Annotated in this window: 18 protein-coding genes; 1 reads left to right on the forward strand and 17 read right to left on the reverse strand. The window is 46.8% G+C overall.

Features of this window, described 5'->3' with window-relative positions; genetic code table 11:
* The 7 genes from DWV34_RS01385 to DWV34_RS01415 form a co-directional block, all read right to left on the reverse strand.
* On the reverse strand, positions 1–669 hold the full coding sequence (locus DWV34_RS01385; protein WP_009289365.1) for a class II aldolase/adducin family protein: 669 nt from the start codon (positions 667–669) through the stop codon (positions 1–3).
* Positions 663–2,741: a BglG family transcription antiterminator gene (locus tag DWV34_RS01390; protein ID WP_009289366.1), complete on the reverse strand. Its 2,079-nt coding sequence runs from the start codon at positions 2,739–2,741 to the stop codon at positions 663–665. Before DWV34_RS01390 ends, DWV34_RS01385 begins: the two co-directional genes overlap by 7 nt.
* 27 nt (positions 2,742–2,768) lie before the next feature.
* Positions 2,769–3,773 carry a dihydroxyacetone kinase subunit DhaK gene (locus DWV34_RS01395; protein ID WP_009289367.1) on the reverse strand — a complete coding sequence of 335 codons (1,005 nt, stop codon included), beginning with the start codon at positions 3,771–3,773 and terminating at the stop codon, positions 2,769–2,771.
* A gap of 30 nt (positions 3,774–3,803) precedes the next feature.
* Complete coding sequence (locus DWV34_RS01400; protein WP_009289368.1) at positions 3,804–5,177, reverse strand: PTS galactitol transporter subunit IIC; 1,374 nt, start codon at positions 5,175–5,177, stop codon at positions 3,804–3,806.
* 52 nt (positions 5,178–5,229) lie between these two features.
* Complete coding sequence (locus DWV34_RS01405) at positions 5,230–5,505, reverse strand: PTS sugar transporter subunit IIB (RefSeq protein ID WP_006567625.1); 276 nt, start codon at positions 5,503–5,505, stop codon at positions 5,230–5,232.
* A 57-nt stretch (positions 5,506–5,562) separates the two neighbouring features.
* Positions 5,563–6,027, reverse strand: coding sequence for a PTS sugar transporter subunit IIA (locus DWV34_RS01410; RefSeq protein WP_009289369.1), 465 nt, complete (start codon positions 6,025–6,027; stop codon positions 5,563–5,565).
* A 240-nt stretch (positions 6,028–6,267) separates the two neighbouring features.
* Positions 6,268–6,477: a DUF1858 domain-containing protein gene (locus DWV34_RS01415; RefSeq protein ID WP_006567627.1), complete on the reverse strand. Its 210-nt coding sequence runs from the start codon at positions 6,475–6,477 to the stop codon at positions 6,268–6,270.
* A gap of 208 nt (positions 6,478–6,685) precedes the next feature.
* Here DWV34_RS01415 and DWV34_RS01420 point away from each other — a divergent pair, with 208 nt between their 5' ends.
* Entirely contained in the window at positions 6,686–6,856 is a 171-nt protein-coding gene (locus tag DWV34_RS01420) for a DUF362 domain-containing protein (RefSeq protein WP_006567628.1), read from the forward strand.
* 56 nt (positions 6,857–6,912) lie between these two features.
* Here DWV34_RS01420 and DWV34_RS01425 read toward each other — a convergent pair whose 3' ends face one another.
* The 10 genes from DWV34_RS01425 to mfd form a co-directional block, all read right to left on the reverse strand.
* A complete protein-coding gene (locus DWV34_RS01425; protein ID WP_006567629.1) occupies positions 6,913–7,452 on the reverse strand; it encodes a MerR family transcriptional regulator in 540 nt (179 codons plus the stop codon).
* 101 nt (positions 7,453–7,553) lie between these two features.
* Positions 7,554–8,894, reverse strand: coding sequence for a replicative DNA helicase (dnaB, locus tag DWV34_RS01430; RefSeq protein ID WP_006567630.1), 1,341 nt, complete (start codon positions 8,892–8,894; stop codon positions 7,554–7,556).
* 5 nt (positions 8,895–8,899) lie between these two features.
* A complete protein-coding gene (gene rplI / locus DWV34_RS01435) occupies positions 8,900–9,346 on the reverse strand; it encodes a 50S ribosomal protein L9 (RefSeq protein WP_009289370.1) in 447 nt (148 codons plus the stop codon).
* Between the two features lies 1 nt (position 9,347).
* A complete protein-coding gene (locus DWV34_RS01440) occupies positions 9,348–11,414 on the reverse strand; it encodes a DHH family phosphoesterase (RefSeq protein WP_009289371.1) in 2,067 nt (688 codons plus the stop codon).
* 113 nt (positions 11,415–11,527) lie between these two features.
* On the reverse strand, positions 11,528–11,782 hold the full coding sequence (gene rpsR / locus DWV34_RS01445) for a 30S ribosomal protein S18 (protein ID WP_006567633.1): 255 nt from the start codon (positions 11,780–11,782) through the stop codon (positions 11,528–11,530).
* Positions 11,783–11,798: 16 nt separating this feature from the next.
* Positions 11,799–12,251: a single-stranded DNA-binding protein gene (locus DWV34_RS01450; protein ID WP_009289372.1), complete on the reverse strand. Its 453-nt coding sequence runs from the start codon at positions 12,249–12,251 to the stop codon at positions 11,799–11,801.
* A gap of 27 nt (positions 12,252–12,278) precedes the next feature.
* Positions 12,279–12,566 carry a 30S ribosomal protein S6 gene (gene rpsF, locus DWV34_RS01455; protein ID WP_022261262.1) on the reverse strand — a complete coding sequence of 96 codons (288 nt, stop codon included), beginning with the start codon at positions 12,564–12,566 and terminating at the stop codon, positions 12,279–12,281.
* A 100-nt stretch (positions 12,567–12,666) separates the two neighbouring features.
* Entirely contained in the window at positions 12,667–12,855 is a 189-nt protein-coding gene (locus DWV34_RS01460) for a DUF951 domain-containing protein (protein ID WP_006567636.1), read from the reverse strand.
* A 73-nt stretch (positions 12,856–12,928) separates the two neighbouring features.
* Complete coding sequence (locus DWV34_RS01465; protein WP_006567637.1) at positions 12,929–14,041, reverse strand: peptidylprolyl isomerase; 1,113 nt, start codon at positions 14,039–14,041, stop codon at positions 12,929–12,931.
* A 47-nt stretch (positions 14,042–14,088) separates the two neighbouring features.
* Positions 14,089–17,616 carry a transcription-repair coupling factor gene (gene mfd, locus DWV34_RS01470; RefSeq protein ID WP_006567638.1) on the reverse strand — a complete coding sequence of 1,176 codons (3,528 nt, stop codon included), beginning with the start codon at positions 17,614–17,616 and terminating at the stop codon, positions 14,089–14,091.
* Positions 17,617–17,630 lie beyond the last annotated feature (14 nt).

The raw sequence follows: 17,630 nt of genomic DNA on the forward strand, positions 1-17,630 counted from the left end.
TTATTTATTTGGGAATTTAATCTGTGAAGGATATTCCCAGCTCTGTAATTCCTCCGGCGGGAAGTAATCCGGCTCCTGTCCTCCATTGGCAGCAAGGCAGTTGAAGTATAACTGAGCCAGTTCTTCGATGTAAGAAGCTTTCAGGTAAGCATCGTAAATTTCTCTGCCGTCTACTGCAACAGCGCCGTGTCCCTGCAGAAGGAAACAGTCTGCTTCCTGAACCGGTTCAATAACACTGTCAGACAGGTCCGTGGAACCCGGGCGTCCGTATGGAGCTACCGGAATTCTTGACTTGCTCACTCCTAAGTTTGCAACTTCGTATACAACAGCCGGAATCGGTTTTTTCAGCACTGCAAATGTGGTGGCATACATTGAGTGTGTATGTGCTATCGCATTGACATCCGGTCTTGTCTTATAGATCTGTAAGTGCATCAGGGACTCGCTGGTAGGACGCAGTCCGGAAAGATTCTCAACGACATTGGCATCCAAGTCTAAGACAACCATATCTCTTGCCGTTAAAAGCTCTCTGTCCACCTGAGTCGGTGTAATGACTACATAGCCTGTTTCTTTATCCCTGGCACTGAAGTTTCCGGACAAATGTTTGCATAATCCGTCCTTCTGTGCTCTTTTTGCAATCTGGACTACATCCTTTTTTAATGATTCTAACATAATGATTTCTCCTTTTCTTTTTGAACAATGGTAAGGATCTCTTCCGGCTGTTTTGCCTGCTTCAGCTTCTTCAATGCAGAAGGGTCCTCCAGGATCTCATTCAGCTGAAATAATACTCCTAAATGATTGGTGGCATCCGGAGTCCCAAGAACTATGACAATGTCCGCGTTTAAATACCCGTTGATGTCAATTCTTTCCGGAAGCTTTAACAATGAAATACAGATCCGTCCGGCTCCGTCCTCCACTCCCGCATGGGCGATGATGACTCCGTCTGCGATCATAATATATGGCTTGTCTTCCCGGATGATCTGGACCATCCGCTCCACATAGCGCTGTTCGATATCTCCCCGTGCAAGCAGCGGCGCCGATGCTGCCCTTACGGCATCTTCCCATTCCATGGGCTCCTCTGATATTTGGACCGTTTCCTTTGTAAGTACATCTGCCAGCATAGGCTGTTCTTTCATCTCCGCCGTTCTTTCTGCAGTTCCCTGAACATTTACAGGGTTTAAAACTCTGTTGATCTCTCTGACCAGCGCGTCCCGGTCCTTAATGACTGCGTGCTGTTCCACAGCCCTTACAATTTCTGTCACATCGACTTCGTGAGGCATAATACCATTAATCTCACTCAATACCTTTTCTCTGAACTTATGCTTGGAAGCTTCATCGAGAAATGGTTTTACAAGAAACTGAAGTTTATCCGTCTCCAGACGGACCATAGTAAAGACTAATTCAAATTCTTCTTTGTATTCGGTAAAATCTCTCATAGAAAGGCATGTGAGGAACTCGATCTCCGGAAACAGCTCCCGCAGTGTAAAAAATAAGAAGTTGGAAACCGACACCCCATTGGCACAGACAATTACAGCTCTTTTTTTCTGATTTTCTATGTCCAGGATTCCTTCTCTCTGAAGCCATGCCCCGAAGAGTGCTGTAATATAAACCAGCTCTTCATCAGGAAATTCACTTCCAGCCAGTTCCTCCAGAGGTTTCATGGATCGCTTTACCATGGCGTGCAGGGAACTGTATCTGGGGAGTACCATGTCTACAATACTCTGCTCGATATGATAGTGGTATTTGACCCTGTAAAACGCCGGCTTCACATGCTGAAACAGAGCTTCCAGAAGGATATCCCGCTCCTTGATGTTGACGCATATAATCTTTTCAAAATTGTCGATGACCTGCCTGGCCGCCTCCATGATCTCCACTTCACTTCTCAGATTATCCGACTGGAACCTGTGATAGTTGGAAATCTGAATCTGCGCTGCAAAAAAAATCTTTTCTGTCTGCCATGCCACATCGTGCTCTTTTGCAAATTCCACCATGACAGAATACTCTTTTGTCCCGGCAATATGCTGAAAGGATTCAGGAAGATCTTCCAGGATTCTCCCTTTCTTGATGCGGATCAGCACCAGACAGAGAATATAAGGAAGTTCCCTCAGCCTTTCATCGGTAAAACGGATCTTTAACTTATTCTCAATCTCACTGATCTGCCCCCGCACCTGCTCCATGAGTTCCGGATCGACCTGGGAAATCTCCAGAATGGCTTCCTGCCCGTTCGGCATATTTAAAATCTGCCGAACAATCGGGATCATGGCCTCCCGTTTGCAGAATTCACTTCCCGCCAGATGGTATCCGTCCTGCCTGCTGTAATGGATTCCAAGGCCGTACGGCGCCAGCCTTTCCTCCAGTTTCTTTACGTCGATCAAGAATGTATTCTTGCTGATATCCAGCTTTGATGTAAAATGGTAAATTGATAACTCTTCCCTTGCGCACAGAAGGATCAGGAAGATCAAAGCTCCCCGTTCTTTATCAGAGTACACATAGGTACTGTCTTTGATCCCGATATCCTCGGTCTGGTACTGTTCCAGCACAGGAACCGGTATCACAAATTTCCCGGTGCGCAGTCTTTCTATCTTGGGCAGTCCGTTATCCGCCAGGTACTGGTTGATCTTATCCATCGTATAGCTGACCTGCTTCCTGGACAAATCTAATGACTGCTCCACTTCCTTTCCAGTTATAGACGGATTATTTACAATTGTTTTTAATACTAAATAGCCTCTTTCGTCTAAATACACTAGAATCCCTCTTTCATCGTTCTGCTGCTATCTGGTAACCTCAATACCCGGTGATTTTGCCTCGTAATCCAGCAGTTCCTTTAATTCCTCATCCAGGCGCATAACCGTCAGCGCAGCTCCGTTCATATCAAGGGAAGTCACATAGTCCCCGACAAAAGTCTTATAAACGGAAATTCCCTTTTCTCTCAGGTATCTTTCAATTTCATCGTACAGTACATACAGTTCCATGACCGGTGTCGCCCCGAGACCGGAAAGCAGCACCGCCGCCTCTTCCCCTTCTCCGAGTTCCAAGTCGTTTACTACTGTCTCAGCCATGTTCTGCGCAATCTTTGCGGCAGGCTCCAGGTCCTGCACATTGATGCCCGGCTCCCCGTGGTGTCCGATCCCCACCTCCATGCTTCCTTCTTCAATATGGAAATTAGGATGACCAACTGCGGGTATGGCACATGGACTTAATCCTACACAGATACTTCTTGTATTGTCCACTGCTTTTTGGGCAGATGCAATGACCTCATCCAGGTCTCCGCCTTTTGCTGCCCTGGCTCCCCCGATCTTCCACATAAAAACGCCGCCTGCGATCCCATGGCGTTTTTCCTTCGTTTCTTTCGGAGATGAAGCCACATCATCGTTTGCGGTTACATACTTTACAGTGACACCGGCTTTTTTCGCTTTTCGGACAGCCATTTTTACATTCATGTTATCTCCGGCATAGTTGCCAAACAGGCAGGCGACACCTTTCCCTGCATCTGCTTCCATAAATGCATCGTAGAATGCCTGGGCTGACGGCGAAGAAAAAACTTCGCCGACTGCCACAGCATCCACCATATTCTTTCCGACATAGCCAAGAAAAGCAGGTTCATGTCCGCTTCCGCCGCCTGTCACCAGACCGACTTTCCCTTCTACCGGCGTATTTATGTATTTTACGACACGGTCGTTGGCCTCAGACTTGACGATAAGATCCCCGTGAGCCTTTAAAAACCCCTTCAGCATATCTTCTACGACGTAATCCGGATCATTCACAAACCTCTGCATATTTCTATCTCCTCTTCTATGTCCTTCAAATTAGTTGTTTGTTTCCTGTTTTGCCTCTTTGACAAGGCTTCTGTAATACATTACGAAGCATACGACCCAAACGATCAGGATTACCAGCGGAATAAAATCTCCGTCCAGTATTTTAAACACATGTGAGAAGGCATAGGTCTGGATCGGTCCGTCGATGGAACTGTTGGAGATCATTTCTCCCGCTTTCAGAGATACGGCTCCGGTAGTACGTGCAAGATCTGTCATAAACGGCGCGAATGCAGTACCAACCCATAAGAAGACCGGTGCGAAAATAGTACACAGAATAATCATACGGATCAGGTTTCCTCCTGTTACAAGGAATGCCGGCACAGCAAGGGCGATGTTGATGATTCCCGCAAACGGAAGGATTTCGTTGCCCGGAAGGAACATAGAGAACAACAGTGTGATCGGCACAGAATAAATGACTGCCAGCCAGATCTCATTGGACCCTCCCAGGAATGGCCAGTCAAGGCCTACTACAAGAGTTCTTCCTGAGAATTTCTTGTTCATGAAGTCACTGACTGCCTCTGAAATGGGAGCCAGGGCCTGCATGAAGTATTTTGTGATAACCGGGAACAGGGTCAGCGCAGTTGCGGCTTTGATGGCCAGTGTCAAAGTGTCTGCCACGCTGTATCTTGCGAGAACACCAAAGATGATACCGAGAATAAATCCAAGGATATGGTTCTCAGCAAAAATACCGACTTTTTCTTTCAATGCGGCAGCGTCAAACTGTTTGTTCAGTGCAGGTACTTTCTTTAAAATACAGTCGATCGGATACATCACAGCGCCTAAAAAGGTCATCTTGTGAGTACAGGTAACTCCCGGGATACCGGAAAGCTTTTCGATCCTGTGCTGATGCATATCTGCGGCTTTCAGCTCAAATATGATCTGAACTGCTGCTACCACAAATGCGCATGCAACGGAACCTGCCGCTCCGAAATGCGGTTTTGTAATTGCTACAACGGCAACCGCCGTAAAGATCTTTCCCCATACGTTCCAAAGATCGGCGTTGAATGTATTGGTCTTATTGATTACCAGCATAATGACATTGACGATAATCAGCAGCGGGAACATTAAGAATGCGTACGGCCAGGACCATGAGATAGTTGACATCGTGGTCCATCCTCCATCAACGATCGGCAGTGAAATACCCGTTGACTTTAACATAGCCTGTGCTGCCGGGCTAATGGTGTCTGTCATAAAGGAAATGAGCATGGTCATTCCAGTAAACGCAACACCGAGTGTGATACCTGCGGAAACCGCATCTTTTACTTTCATCCGAACGATCAGTCCCGCGATGATGATAATGATCGGTACAAAAATCGCGGCCCCCAAACTTAACAGATAATTGACAACTGAACTCAATACTTGCATACAATCTCTCCTTTCATCCTCTTATGATGTGTCTTTTGTAGTTTTTCTCCTCTTATTTACATGCCTCGATCAGCTTTTTCAGTTCTGCATCCTGGCCTACTCCGGTTAAGAATGCGATTCCGTTGATCACCGGGATCGGATACTCCTTGTCAATCTTAGTGATCGCGATATATGCCACGCTGGAATCCATATAGCGGTCTACGGATTTTAAATCTACCGCTTCCACCTGAGCGTCTACCTTATTTTCTTTTAATAAACGGTTCACCTTGCTTGCTACTGTCTGAGATGTTGCTACTCCGCTTCCGCATGCTACAATGATCTTTTTCATAATTTTTATTTCCTTTCTTGAGATAAACCCTTAATTTCATTTACTTTCATTCAGTGTTTAGAGTCCTTTCATGGAAAGAATTGCTTCCATATACTCTTCTTCGGTTTTTGCATCCATAAGGCGTTTCATCAGGGACTCATCCTGGAAGTTTGCCACAAGGATCTGAAGCAGTTCCACATGCTCATCAGAACGCTTAAAACCAAGCATAAAGACAAACTTCACATCATGTTCCACATCGTTTGCTGCCATTTCACACCACTTGACCGGTTCTTTTAATCTGACCGGCGCAATGAATGGCTTTAAGATGTGTTCCGGATCTGCATGAGGGATCGCCACCGGATACGGCTCTACTGCCAATGCCGTCGGGAAGTTTTTCTCCCTTGTCTTGATCGCATCCACGAATGAGCTCTTTACAAAACCAAGTTCTTCAAGTTTTGCGGCCATCTTGTCAAAAAAGTCATCGGTGTCTGCCGCTTCCATATCCAGCTGGATCAGGTCTTTGTAAATCATGTCGCGTTTCAAACATTATCACTCCTTTTCTTTTTATTTTCATTTCGTTCTTAGTACTCTTAAATTGTAACCCTGTAATACCCACTAAAACAATCTGAATTGGGTCCCAAAGTTGCTCATTGAATTGCTCATCACAAGCATGCGCAATCCGATTGCGCAACGCACTGAACAATATAAATCCGTGCAAAAAAAGAAGACAATCCCCAGAATCTCATCTGAGGGTTGTCCTCTAAATCTTACGGTGACAGGGTGTCAGGCCTGTTTTGTCTCCATATATTCATTCAGTCTGCCGAGAAGTTCATTTACATTCATTCCGTGCACAAAAGCAGCTTCTTCCAGTGTCTCTCCCTGTGAAGACGGGCAGCCCACACAGTGCATGCCGGATGCCATTAAAATAGCCGCGAAGTTTTCATCGATGGCAAGCAGGTCACCGATCACCATGTCCTTTGTGATTGTATTCATTTATAATACCTCCATTCTTAACAGTCGCCGTTCTTCTTCATAAATCCCTGAAGAAGAATCTTATTTAGTATAATACATTATAATTAAAAATACAATAATTCACCGGAATTCCCTTGATATTGTATATTAAGTATATTAAAATGAAAAGTACCTGGAAGGCGGGTCACCCGCCATTTCATACACAACTTTTTAAAGGAGGAATATAGATATGGCATATGTAATTTCAGACGCTTGTATCTCTTGCGGAGCTTGTGAAGGTACTTGCCCGGCAGGAGCTATCAGCGAAGGGGACGGACAGTACGTAATCGATGCAGATACATGCTTAGACTGCGGAGCTTGCGCAGACGGATGTCCAACCGGCGCTATCAGCCAGGAATAATCGATACATAAAAAGAGATGCCGAACGGCATCTCTTTTTTGTTTAAGAAAATTTTATTAATCGCGGTTTCTTTTTTTCTTCTTAAAAAAGAATCCTCTCTCTTTTGTAGCTGCAATCTCTTCTCTGCTCTGCTGCTGCAGACGGATCAGCTCGTCCAGCTTCTGGAATCTCTTTTCTTCCGATTCCTCCTTCTGACGGAACTGATAATCCATTTCCTTTGCCACCTGTCTGGTAACCTGATCGCCGATTTCCCGGCTCAGCTGATTTTTCTGTTCGTTTAAGGCCCGTCCCATAATCTTAACCATAACATTTTGGAACTGTTCCATTTTATCCTGCGGACCCACACTGCTCCCGCCTGCGGGAAAGGGAATGACATTCTTTGGCAGAGCCTCCTTGATTTCATCCATGCTCATGCCCTCATCCCTCATATCACGGATCTTCATAAATGTATGTAATTCTTTTTCCCCATAGTAACGGTAGCCCTTGTCATTCCGCGGAATGTTAAGCTTCAGCTCTTCCTCCCAGGCCCTTAAAGTATAGGTTTCTAACCCCAATTCTTTGGCTGCTTCAGAAATCATTCGTCTTTTTTCCTTCATAAGTCCCTTCCTTTCTTCTTATTTATTATAAGGTGGGGGCTCTTTGCGGGACAAGAAAAACCGCCCTCTAAAAGACGACGGTTTCTATCATAATCTGCAGGCTACATCCTGACTCTCTCTTTATTTCCAAACTTCGTATACTGTCCTAACCAGACAAGTTCCACACTTCCTGTGGAACCATTTCTCTGTTTTGCCACGATGATCTCCGCAAGACCCTTCTTTTCAGAGTCTTCGTTGTAATAGTCATCCCTGTAGATAAACATAACGACATCGGCATCCTGCTCGATGGAACCGGATTCCCTCAAGTCGGAAAGGACAGGCTTCGGCGGTTTCCTCTGCTCCACCATACGGCTCAGCTGCGAAAGGGCGATGACCGGTGCATCCATCTCCCTGGCCAGCGCCTTTAGGGAACGGGAGATCTCGGAGATCTCCTGCTGTCTTGACTCAGACTTTTTCCCTCCGGACATCAGCTGCAAATAGTCGATGATGATCAGGCCCAGCCCGTAGGTCTGCTTATAACGGCGGCATTTGGACCTTAATTCCGCCACAGTAATACCCGGGGTATCGTCGATGATCAGAGGAGAACGCCCGATGGTCCCGGCACTTTCCATGATCTTCTCCCACTCAGTCTCCTGAAGCTCTCCGGTACGGATCGCCTGAGAGTCCACCATGGCCTCCATGGAGATCATACGGGTCACCAGCTGTTCCTTGGACATTTCCAGGCTGAAGATCGCTGTGGGAACCTGTTTCCTAACCGCAGCATGCTGGGCGATGTTTAAGACAAATGCAGTCTTACCCATGGCAGGTCTTGCAGCCACCATGATAAGCTCCGACGGGTGAAGGCCGGTCAGCTTAAAGTCAAGGTCATCAAACCCTGTGGCAACCCCGGTGATCCTTCCATCGGATGCCGCTGCCTCCTCTATGCTCTCCAGCGTATTTAACACAACCTGGTCAATAGAGACAAAATCCTCACGGCCGCTGGCTTCCTGCAAAAGTCCGAACACGTCTTTTTCCGTCTTTTCCAGGATCTGCGGAACCTCTTCCTTTCCGAGATAACAGTCCTTCGTGATCTCCTCCGTCACCCTGATCAGCTTCCGCAGGGTGGACTTCTCCTTCACGATCTGGGCATACTGCTTGGCGTTGGCAGACGTGGGAACCGCCTCCAGAAGATCCCTTATAAACTCCAGGCTTTTCATGGATTCCGGCACATCTTTTTCTTTCAGCTTATTCTGGAGAGTAACCAGATCTACAGGTTTCCCCTCCTTGTACAGTTCTGTCATCGATTCAAACAGAATCCCGTTCTGCTTCTGATAAAAATCCTCTTTGGTGACAATATCGGAAACATCAGCGATGGCATCCCTGTCCATGATCATAGCACCTATGACAGACTGCTCCGCCTCCATGCTGTTGGGTTGTATTTTCTTGATAAATGCCTCATCCATTGTCTTTATTTATCCTCTTGTACTTTTACCTTTAATGTGGCAGTCACTTTCGGGTGCACTTTCACCTCGATATTGTGTACCCCGAGTGTTTTGATCGGCTCTGTGTGCATCTTCTTTTTATCCAGATCATAACCCAGCTGTTTTTTGGCGGCCTCCGCAATCTCCTTCGTGGATACGGCACCAAAAGTTCTGCCGCCCTCTCCCACTTTCATCTTCAGGATGACTTCCTTCTCCCTGAGCTCTTCTGCAAACTTCTTCGCCTCTAAAAGCTTCTCTTTTGCCACCCTGTCTTCATTGGCCTTTTTAAGCTTCAGATCATTGACCGCTTTTTTGCTCGCTTCCACACCGAGTCCCTTGCGCAGGAGCACATTTCTTGCGTATCCGTCGTTAACTTCCACAATATCGTCTTTCTTTCCTACATTTTTTACATCCTGCAATAAAATCACTTTCATTTTATATGTCTCCTTCCTCTTTCATAAACTGCAGAGTCCCCTTGATGATCTGTTTTGCGTCATACAGGGACACATCCACCATCTGGGCACCAGCCACGGTCAGATGGCCTCCTCCTCCGAACTGCTCCATAATCTTCTGTACATTCACCTCGTCAATGGATCTGGCACTGACATAGACCCGCTCTTCCACGCCGGTCAGCACAAAGGATGCCTTGATCCCGTCAATGTCTAAAAGTTCATTGGCCACCTGGGCCCCGACCACCGTCGGACTGTCGATGCCAATCCCCACCAGAGTGGCAATGGCAAAGGAACCATACATAATCTCAGCATCACTCACCGCCTTCGCTCGGATTCTGTAAGAATCCATACTGGTCCTGGACATTTTCCGCACTTTATTTAAATCTGCCCCGCTCCGCTTCAGAAACGCCGCCGCCTCGAATGTCCGTACCCCTGTCTTATTGACAAAGTTATCGGTATCGATCAGCATGCCGAAGTACATGGCATTGGCTTCCACCGGGAGAAGTTTTGGTTTCGTAGTGATATACTGAAGCACCTCCGCCACCAGCTCACAGGTGGAAGAAGCGTAAGGCTCAATATAAGAGAGAACCGGATACTTGATCGTCTCTTTTCCCTTTCTGTGGTGGTCCAGGATGACGATTGTATTGGTCTGTTCCAGCAGATCTTCACACTCGGTGTAGCTTGCGTGATTTACGTCCACAACGATCAGCAGGGTGTTGTCATCCGTGATCTCCCTGGCCGTATCGCTGGAGATAAACATGTCCTCGTCGTATTCCTCACACGACAGCAGTTCTTCCATGATCGGTCGCACGGAAATTGTCACCTCGTTCATGACGATGTGGGCCTTTCTGCCCAATGAAAGCCCCAGGCGGTATAATCCCACCGCAGCCCCCATGGCATCCGGGTCGGGTATTTTATGGCTCATAATAACTACATTTTCTTTCGACTCAAGAAGTTCTCTCAATGCGTGGGCCTTGACTCTGGCTTTAACTCTCGTATTCTTCTCAACTACGGCGGCGTTCTCCCCGTAATAGGAAATATCCTCGCCGTCTTTGATCACCGCCTGATCGCCGCCCCGTCCAAGAGCCAGGTCCATAGCCGTGCATGCGGCCTCATAGTTTTCCTGGTAACTCTGACCATTGATCCCAAGGCTGATGCTCAGCGTCATATTACCGCTGCTTCCAAGATTTATACTCTTAACTTCCTCCAAAATGTGAAACTTCCCTGCCTTGACTTTCTCCAGATACTTTTGCTGAAAGATAATCAAATACTTATCTTTCTCCGTCTTTTTCACAATGCCGGAAATATTCTGAATAAATTTATTGATCTTCTGGTCTGTCAGCGCCAGAAGCATGGACTGTTTTACTTCATCCACGTTGTCCAGAAGTTCCTCATAATTATCAATGTAGATCAGTCCGACCACCATCCGCTGATTTTCGTTCTGCTCCATATACATCTTGAGCATGGTCTGGTCAAAGATATAGGCGGCAATCATCGACTGGTCTCTGAGCCACTGTTTTGACTTGCTCTCTGTCTCCTCATCAATGAGACTGTCCATCTGGATCCTCACGAATTCGATTTTGTAAAAGCAGGTCTTATCCTGATCCTTTTCCCGGCTCTCTCTCTTCACATGGGAGACTGCGTGATTCATCTCCGACGGAAGCAGGTTCTTGTCCAGTTCGGGGAACATCTGCTGAAGCTTGGAAATGTTCTTCCCGTCCAAAATCTTTTCAAATGCCTGATTATACCACATGATATCCCCGTCCCCGCCGATCAGCACATAGGGAAGAGGCAGCTCTTTGATCAAATGGTTCTGGACCCGGCTCTGCTCAAATAGAAAGTCCATCGTCTCCTGTGTCATCTTCTTCTTATAATACGGATAATAGATCACGGAAAACAAAAAGAAGATCAGTACAAAACAGGCCAGGATGATCCCGGACTTCACGTCAATGGAAAACACCAGAATGTCTGCCATCAAAAACAACAGTCCGGCCAGAACGGGCCAGACAATATCTTTGCTGACGCTTATACTTGTATTCTTATTTTTCATGATACGGCTCCTTAAACCTCGGATTCAAATATTGTATTTTTCATTATAGCATGACTGGCAGGCAAGGTCAAAAAAACCGCCATATCCATAGGGATACGGCGGCTTGTCTTTTATTAGTCCTGTGTGTAAGGCATTAAAGCGAGATGTCTTGCTCTTTTGATCGCGCTTGTGACAGCTCTCTGATGCTTTGCACATGTTCCTGTGATACGTCTCGGCAGGATCTTGCCTCTCTCAGAAACATATTTCTTTAATGTCGCTACGTCTTTGTAATCGATAACGGCATCGGCTTCTGTACAGAATGCACATACTTTTCTTCTTCTGCGTCCGCCTCTTCTCCTGTTCGGAGAATCACCTCTATTATAAGCCATGATTAAACCTCCTAATTTAACTAAATGGCAGTTCCTCTTCCAATCCGTCCGGAATGTTCATAAAACCGTCTCCTGCGGCCTGGCTCGGCTGCGGCGGTTTCGAAGGATTTGCTGTCTGCATTCCTCCTCCGTTATACTGGTCCGTTGCCGCTTTGCTCTCGCAGAAATCCTGTTCTTCTACAATAACATCGGTGGTATAGACCTTGATTCCGTCCTTGTTGGTGTAACTGCCTGTCTGGATTCTTCCTGAGATGACAATCTTGATTCCCTGGCGGAAATACTTCTCGGCAAATTCGCCGGCACGTCCAAATGCGACACAGTTGACAAAGTCTGCATCCGGTTCGCCATCCCTCTTGAATCTCCTGTTTACAGCTAAAGTATATCTTGCAACTGCCGTCGCTCTCTCACCCTGTGAGTATCTCACGTCCGGGTCTCTGGTAAGACGGCCCATCAAAATCACTTTATTCATATTGGATTCCTCCTGCCTACCAAAGTGTTAGGCATCCTGTTTTACGACTAAATAACGTAATACATTTTCTGTAATTCGAAGTTTTTCTTCTAAAACAGCCGGAACTTCTGTCTCTGCATCGAACTGGATGAAGTAGTAGTATCCTTCTTTCATCTTCTGGATCTCGTAAGCTAAACGCTTCTTTCCCCATTCATCGACATTCGTGATTTCAGCTCCTGCTTCTGTAATCATAGCTTTTGCTTTTTCCACTACTTCCGCTCTTGCTTCGTCTTCGATCTTAGCATTCACGACTAATGCGAGTTCATATTTACTCATGTTATCTGCACCTCCTTCTGGTCTTTTCGGCTCTTGATCTTCTGCCAAGAGCAAGGATAAATTTATATATCACAAGTTGATATGTTACCATAAATTCCTTTTAACCGCAAGCTTTTTTCACAAATCCCCTGAAATTCTTCTCCACGAGCTTCCTGGACACCATCACCTGACGTCCGCAGCCCATACATTTCAGCCGAAAATCCATGCCGACCCTCAATATCTCCCACTCGCTGCTCCCGCACGGATGAGGTTTTTTCATCTTGATTACATCACCGATCTGAAATTCCATACACTGCCTCCTTTTCTCAAATCTTTACGAAAAAGGCAGCCGGATCATGGGCTGCCTTTCACAAAGAGCTGTATTACTTTTTCTTCTCTGTCGTTGCTTTCTGCTTTGCTGTGGTTGTGGCTTCTGTGGTCGTCTTTTCGGTAGCTGTGGTCGTTGCCTTATACTTAAATGTGATCTTTTTCCACAGTTCCTGATCGATGCTCTTGTCATCGTCCCACTTCTTGTCTGCATCCTTCGTCCACTTTTTATATACCTTCTGGTATGCTTCCTGCTGTTTTTCCTGCAGAAGCGTACTCTTGGATGTGGCAAGCTCACTCTTTACATTCGGGTTGAGCATCTTGATGATGACATACGCATCGTCTGTCTCGACTACGCCGCTGACCTGATTCTTCTTTAATTTGGAAGCCGCATCTTCAAACTTTGTTCCGAGAACTGCTTTTCCCTTTGTGTAGCTTTCTTCGTTGTCTGTATCGACTTTATACTTTTTGGCTACTGCCTTGACGCTCTGGCCTTTCTTGATCGCCTTTAATGCTTCTTTGGCTTTCTTTAACTGAGCTGCCTTTTCTTTTGCAGTCATATTTACTTCTTTGCCGGTCTTGCTGTCTGTTTTCTTCGTTGTAAAAACAAGCTTGTATACTTTTACGGTCTTCGCTTCGTCGTCTGTCACTTTCACATCTGCCTTTTCGATGATCGCATTCATAACCTTCTGGGCAATCAGGTTTTCCTGCTGGATCTCTTTGATGTAATCTTTATCTGCCCCGGTCACCTTCATCACACGTTTTCCAAGTTCATTTTTAGTAAAAGATTTGACGGATTCGTCCAGCTGTTTCTTCTCATCGGAAGTTAGCTTTACCTTGTAGTCATCTGCGTGGTCAGCCAGTACTTTTACAGTCTTGATCTGGTTGATGACATTGTCTTTAATAGAATCCTGCATTGTGATCTTTTTGCCCTTTTTGTCGGTGCCGACCTGGGTAGACCACAGTTTATCTCCCAGATAAGATGCGTACTGCTGCTCTGCGCTGTACTGCATGATTCTGGCATATACATGGGCTTCCTTATAGGTCACCTCATTTCCTGCATATTCAAACAGCGTCTTGTCATCCTGCTTCTTACAGCCCGCTAATAAGGCCGCGCACAAAGCCATAACCGCCGCAAGACATACGATCTTCTTCGCTACACGTTTCATTCTTCGTTTCCTCCGTTTAATTTATTTCCATTTTGGATTATACTACATTACGATCTGATAATCAACGCATCCAATGAGTTCACACAATGTTCAATCTTTGATAGCCATGCGCTTTTCTTCGCGGATGAAAGATCCAGTACGAATACGGGATGCTCCCCGGCACTGACGGAGAGTTCCTTCGGAAATTCGCTCAGCACATCCGGGATCTTCTCTACCTGCACGTTTGCCTCCGGATTCATCTCAAAGGATACTTTCTCTCCCTTTTGTTTTACATCGGTCATATAGGCATGGTGAGCCATCGACTTCAGCAGGGCGATATGGAGCAGATTGACTACCGCTGCCGGCAGATCCCCGAAACGGTCCAGGAGCTCATCCTGCATATCTTCCAGCTCATCCTTCGTCTCGATGGCAGATATCCGCTTGTAAAGCTCCAGCTTCTCCACTTCGTTTCTGATATAGGCAGATGGAAGAAAGGCATCGATGTTCAGATCCAGTGTCGTGTCAAAATCAGTATCCTCTGAAAGTTCTCCTTTCAGCCTCAGCACCGCGTCGTTGAGCATCTTACAGTACAGATCATATCCCACCGCTTCCATATGGCCGGACTGCTCTTCTCCCAAAAGATTTCCTGCTCCCCGGATCTCCAGATCCCGCATGGCGATCTTGTATCCCGATCCCAGGTCCGTAAATTCCCGGATCGCCTGGAGTCTTTTCTCCGCTGTCTCTTTTAATAAAGTGTCCCTTTTGTACATTAAAAATGCAAATGCGTTCCTGTTGGAGCGTCCGACACGCCCCCTGAGCTGATATAGCTGGGAAAGTCCCAGCTGGTTGGCATCATGGATGATCATCGTGTTCACGTTCGGTATATCCAGCCCGGTCTCAATGATGGTCGTGGAGACGAGTACGTCGATCTCCTTTTCCATGAACTGCATCATAATATTTTCAAGCTCTCTTTCCCGCATCTGTCCGTGGGCAAAGGCCACTTTTGCATTTGGCAGGAGTTTCTGTAGCTCACTCGTGATCTCCGCAATGTTGTTGACCCGGTTATATACATAGTATACCTGACCGCCTCTCGTCATTTCCCGGTGGACTGCCTCTTTTACAAGCTCCTCGTTATACTCCATCACATAAGTCTGGATCGCTCTCCGGTCGTGGGGAGGTTCCTCCAAAATGCTCATATCCCTGATCCCGATCAGACTCATATGCAGCGTCCTGGGAATCGGTGTTGCGGAGAGAGAAAGCACGTCCACATCTTTCTTCATTGTCTTGATCTTCTCTTTATGTCCCACGCCGAAACGCTGTTCTTCATCGATGATCAAAAGTCCCAGGTCTTTGTACTTCACATCTTTGGAAAGAAGCCGGTGTGTCCCGATGACCACATCCACGATTCCTTTTTTCAGGCCTTCCATCGTCTCTTTCTGTTCCCTGGGAGTACAGAATCTGGACATCACCCTGACAGTCATCGGATAATTCTGAAAGCGCTCACAGAATGTATTGTAGTGCTGCTGGGCAAGGATCGTAGTGGGCACCAGATATGCCACCTGTTTTCCGTTGGTTACAGCCTTGAAAGCCGCCCGGATGGCAACTTCCGTCTTTCCGTATCCCACATCCCCGCAGATGAGCCGGTCCATGATTTTGGTGCTCTCCATGTCCCGCTTCACATCCTCTATGGCATTGAGCTGGTCCTGCGTTTCCTCATAAGGAAACATTTCCTCAAACTCTCTCTGCCAAACTGTATCTTTATCATAGACATACCCTTCTTTGGCCTGGCGGACCGCATACAGCTCCACCAGCTCTTTGGCGGTTTCCCGCACCTGGCCTTTGACCCGCTTGGTAGTCTTCTTCCACTCATTGCCTCCCAGCTTGTTAAGCCGGGGCTTCTTTGCATTGGCGCTGGCATATTTTGCGATCTGGTCCAGAGCAGAGGCAAGGATGAATAGATTGTCCCCGCCTTTATACTCGATGCTGATATAATCCTTCTCGACGTTGTTTACGGTGATTTTTTCAATACCCCGGTAGATTCCAACGCCGTGCTTTTCATGAACTACATAGTCGCCGATGGAAATATCCGCGAAGTTCTTTATCTTCTCTCCTTTTCCCTTAAAGGCGGCTTTCTTCCTGCGTTTTTCTTTCCTTCCGCTGAAGATATCACTCTCGGAGATCAGCACCCATTTCGTCTCCGGATATTCGATGCCGCTCTTTAATTTGCCCGGCGTGATAACGATCTGTCCGGGAACCATATCTTCTGAAGGTTTCTTATCGTATGTGACAGTCAGCCCGCTGTCTCTCATATCCTCGGCCAGGCGCTTTGCCCTGGTTACCGAAGGGGAGACAACAAGAATCCGATATTCTTTTTTCTGATATCTTTTCAGATCCTTGATCAGCTGTTCAAAGCTGTTGTTATAGGACTGTACCGACTTTGTCTCTATGAAAAACGTGTCTGTCACCTTCGCTGCCTTCACTTCAGATGCCAGTGAAGATAAAAAGGCCACCGGCTGTTTCAGCAGACGGTTCAGCGCCTCCTCAAAACAAGCTACCGTGTCCATCTGTCCAGGCAGCAGATATCCGGCCTCCAGACGGCTTTTCATGCTCTCCGTAAACTCCAGGAAAAAGCCCCGTCCTCTCTCTTCCACATGCTGCGGCTCATCCACATAGACCGCGGTATCTTTCGGGAAATAGTCGAGAAAACACACCAGCCGGTCATAAAAATACGGCAGATATCCTTCCACTCCGATGAGCATGGAAAGTTCCGAGAGTTCTTCTCTGATCCTCTGGTATTCCTTCGTGAGTCTGACCTCTTTGTCCGTCTCAAAGGCTTTATGAAACGTCTCTTTCAAATCCTGATATTCGGCCTCGATCTTTTTCAGTCCCTGTGAGATCCGTTCTTCGCTTAAAACAATCTCCGTGGCAGGATAGACAGTCAGACTCTTTACTTCTTCAATGGACCGCTGACTCTGGGCATCAAAACTGCGGATCGAATCGACCTCTTCCCCCCAGAGTTCAATTCTGTACGGACAGTCCGAAGTAAACGGATAAATGTCGACGATCCCGCCTCTGACCGCAAATTCTCCGGCCGCCTCTACAAACGGAGTCCTCTCATACCCCATAGCGGTAAATTTTTTCGTAATATCCTGTTCGGAAACCTCTGTCTCCAGGCTGATCATCACCCGGTTTTTCTTGATCTCCGCAAGAGGTACAACCCGGTCCATCAGGGCGTCGACAGACAGGACAAAGACGCCTCCCTGTCCCTTGATAATACTCTCGATCCCCCTGAGCCGCTCTTTTGCGATGGCATTTCCGTGGACGTCAGCGCTGTAAAACAGCGGGTCTTTGGCAGGAAAGTAGACGGCGTCTTCTCCGAAGAACCGATAGTTTTCCACCCACTCCTTGGCCTTATTCTCATCTGCTGTCACGATCACTTTATAGCTGCCGCGCTTCTTTTTTCCTCTCAGTGCACTGACCAGATGGGCTTTTGCCCCGTCCGTGCATCCGGACACTAAAACAGGGCCCTGATTGTTCTCAAGGCCTGTTTTTATCTGTTCAAACACTGCATCATTCTCAAAAATATGATCTAACACGTCTCATTCCTTAC

Source organism: Anaerostipes sp. AF04-45, from assembly GCF_003461725.1.
In the GTDB taxonomy this organism is placed as follows: domain Bacteria; phylum Bacillota; class Clostridia; order Lachnospirales; family Lachnospiraceae; genus Anaerostipes; species Anaerostipes caccae.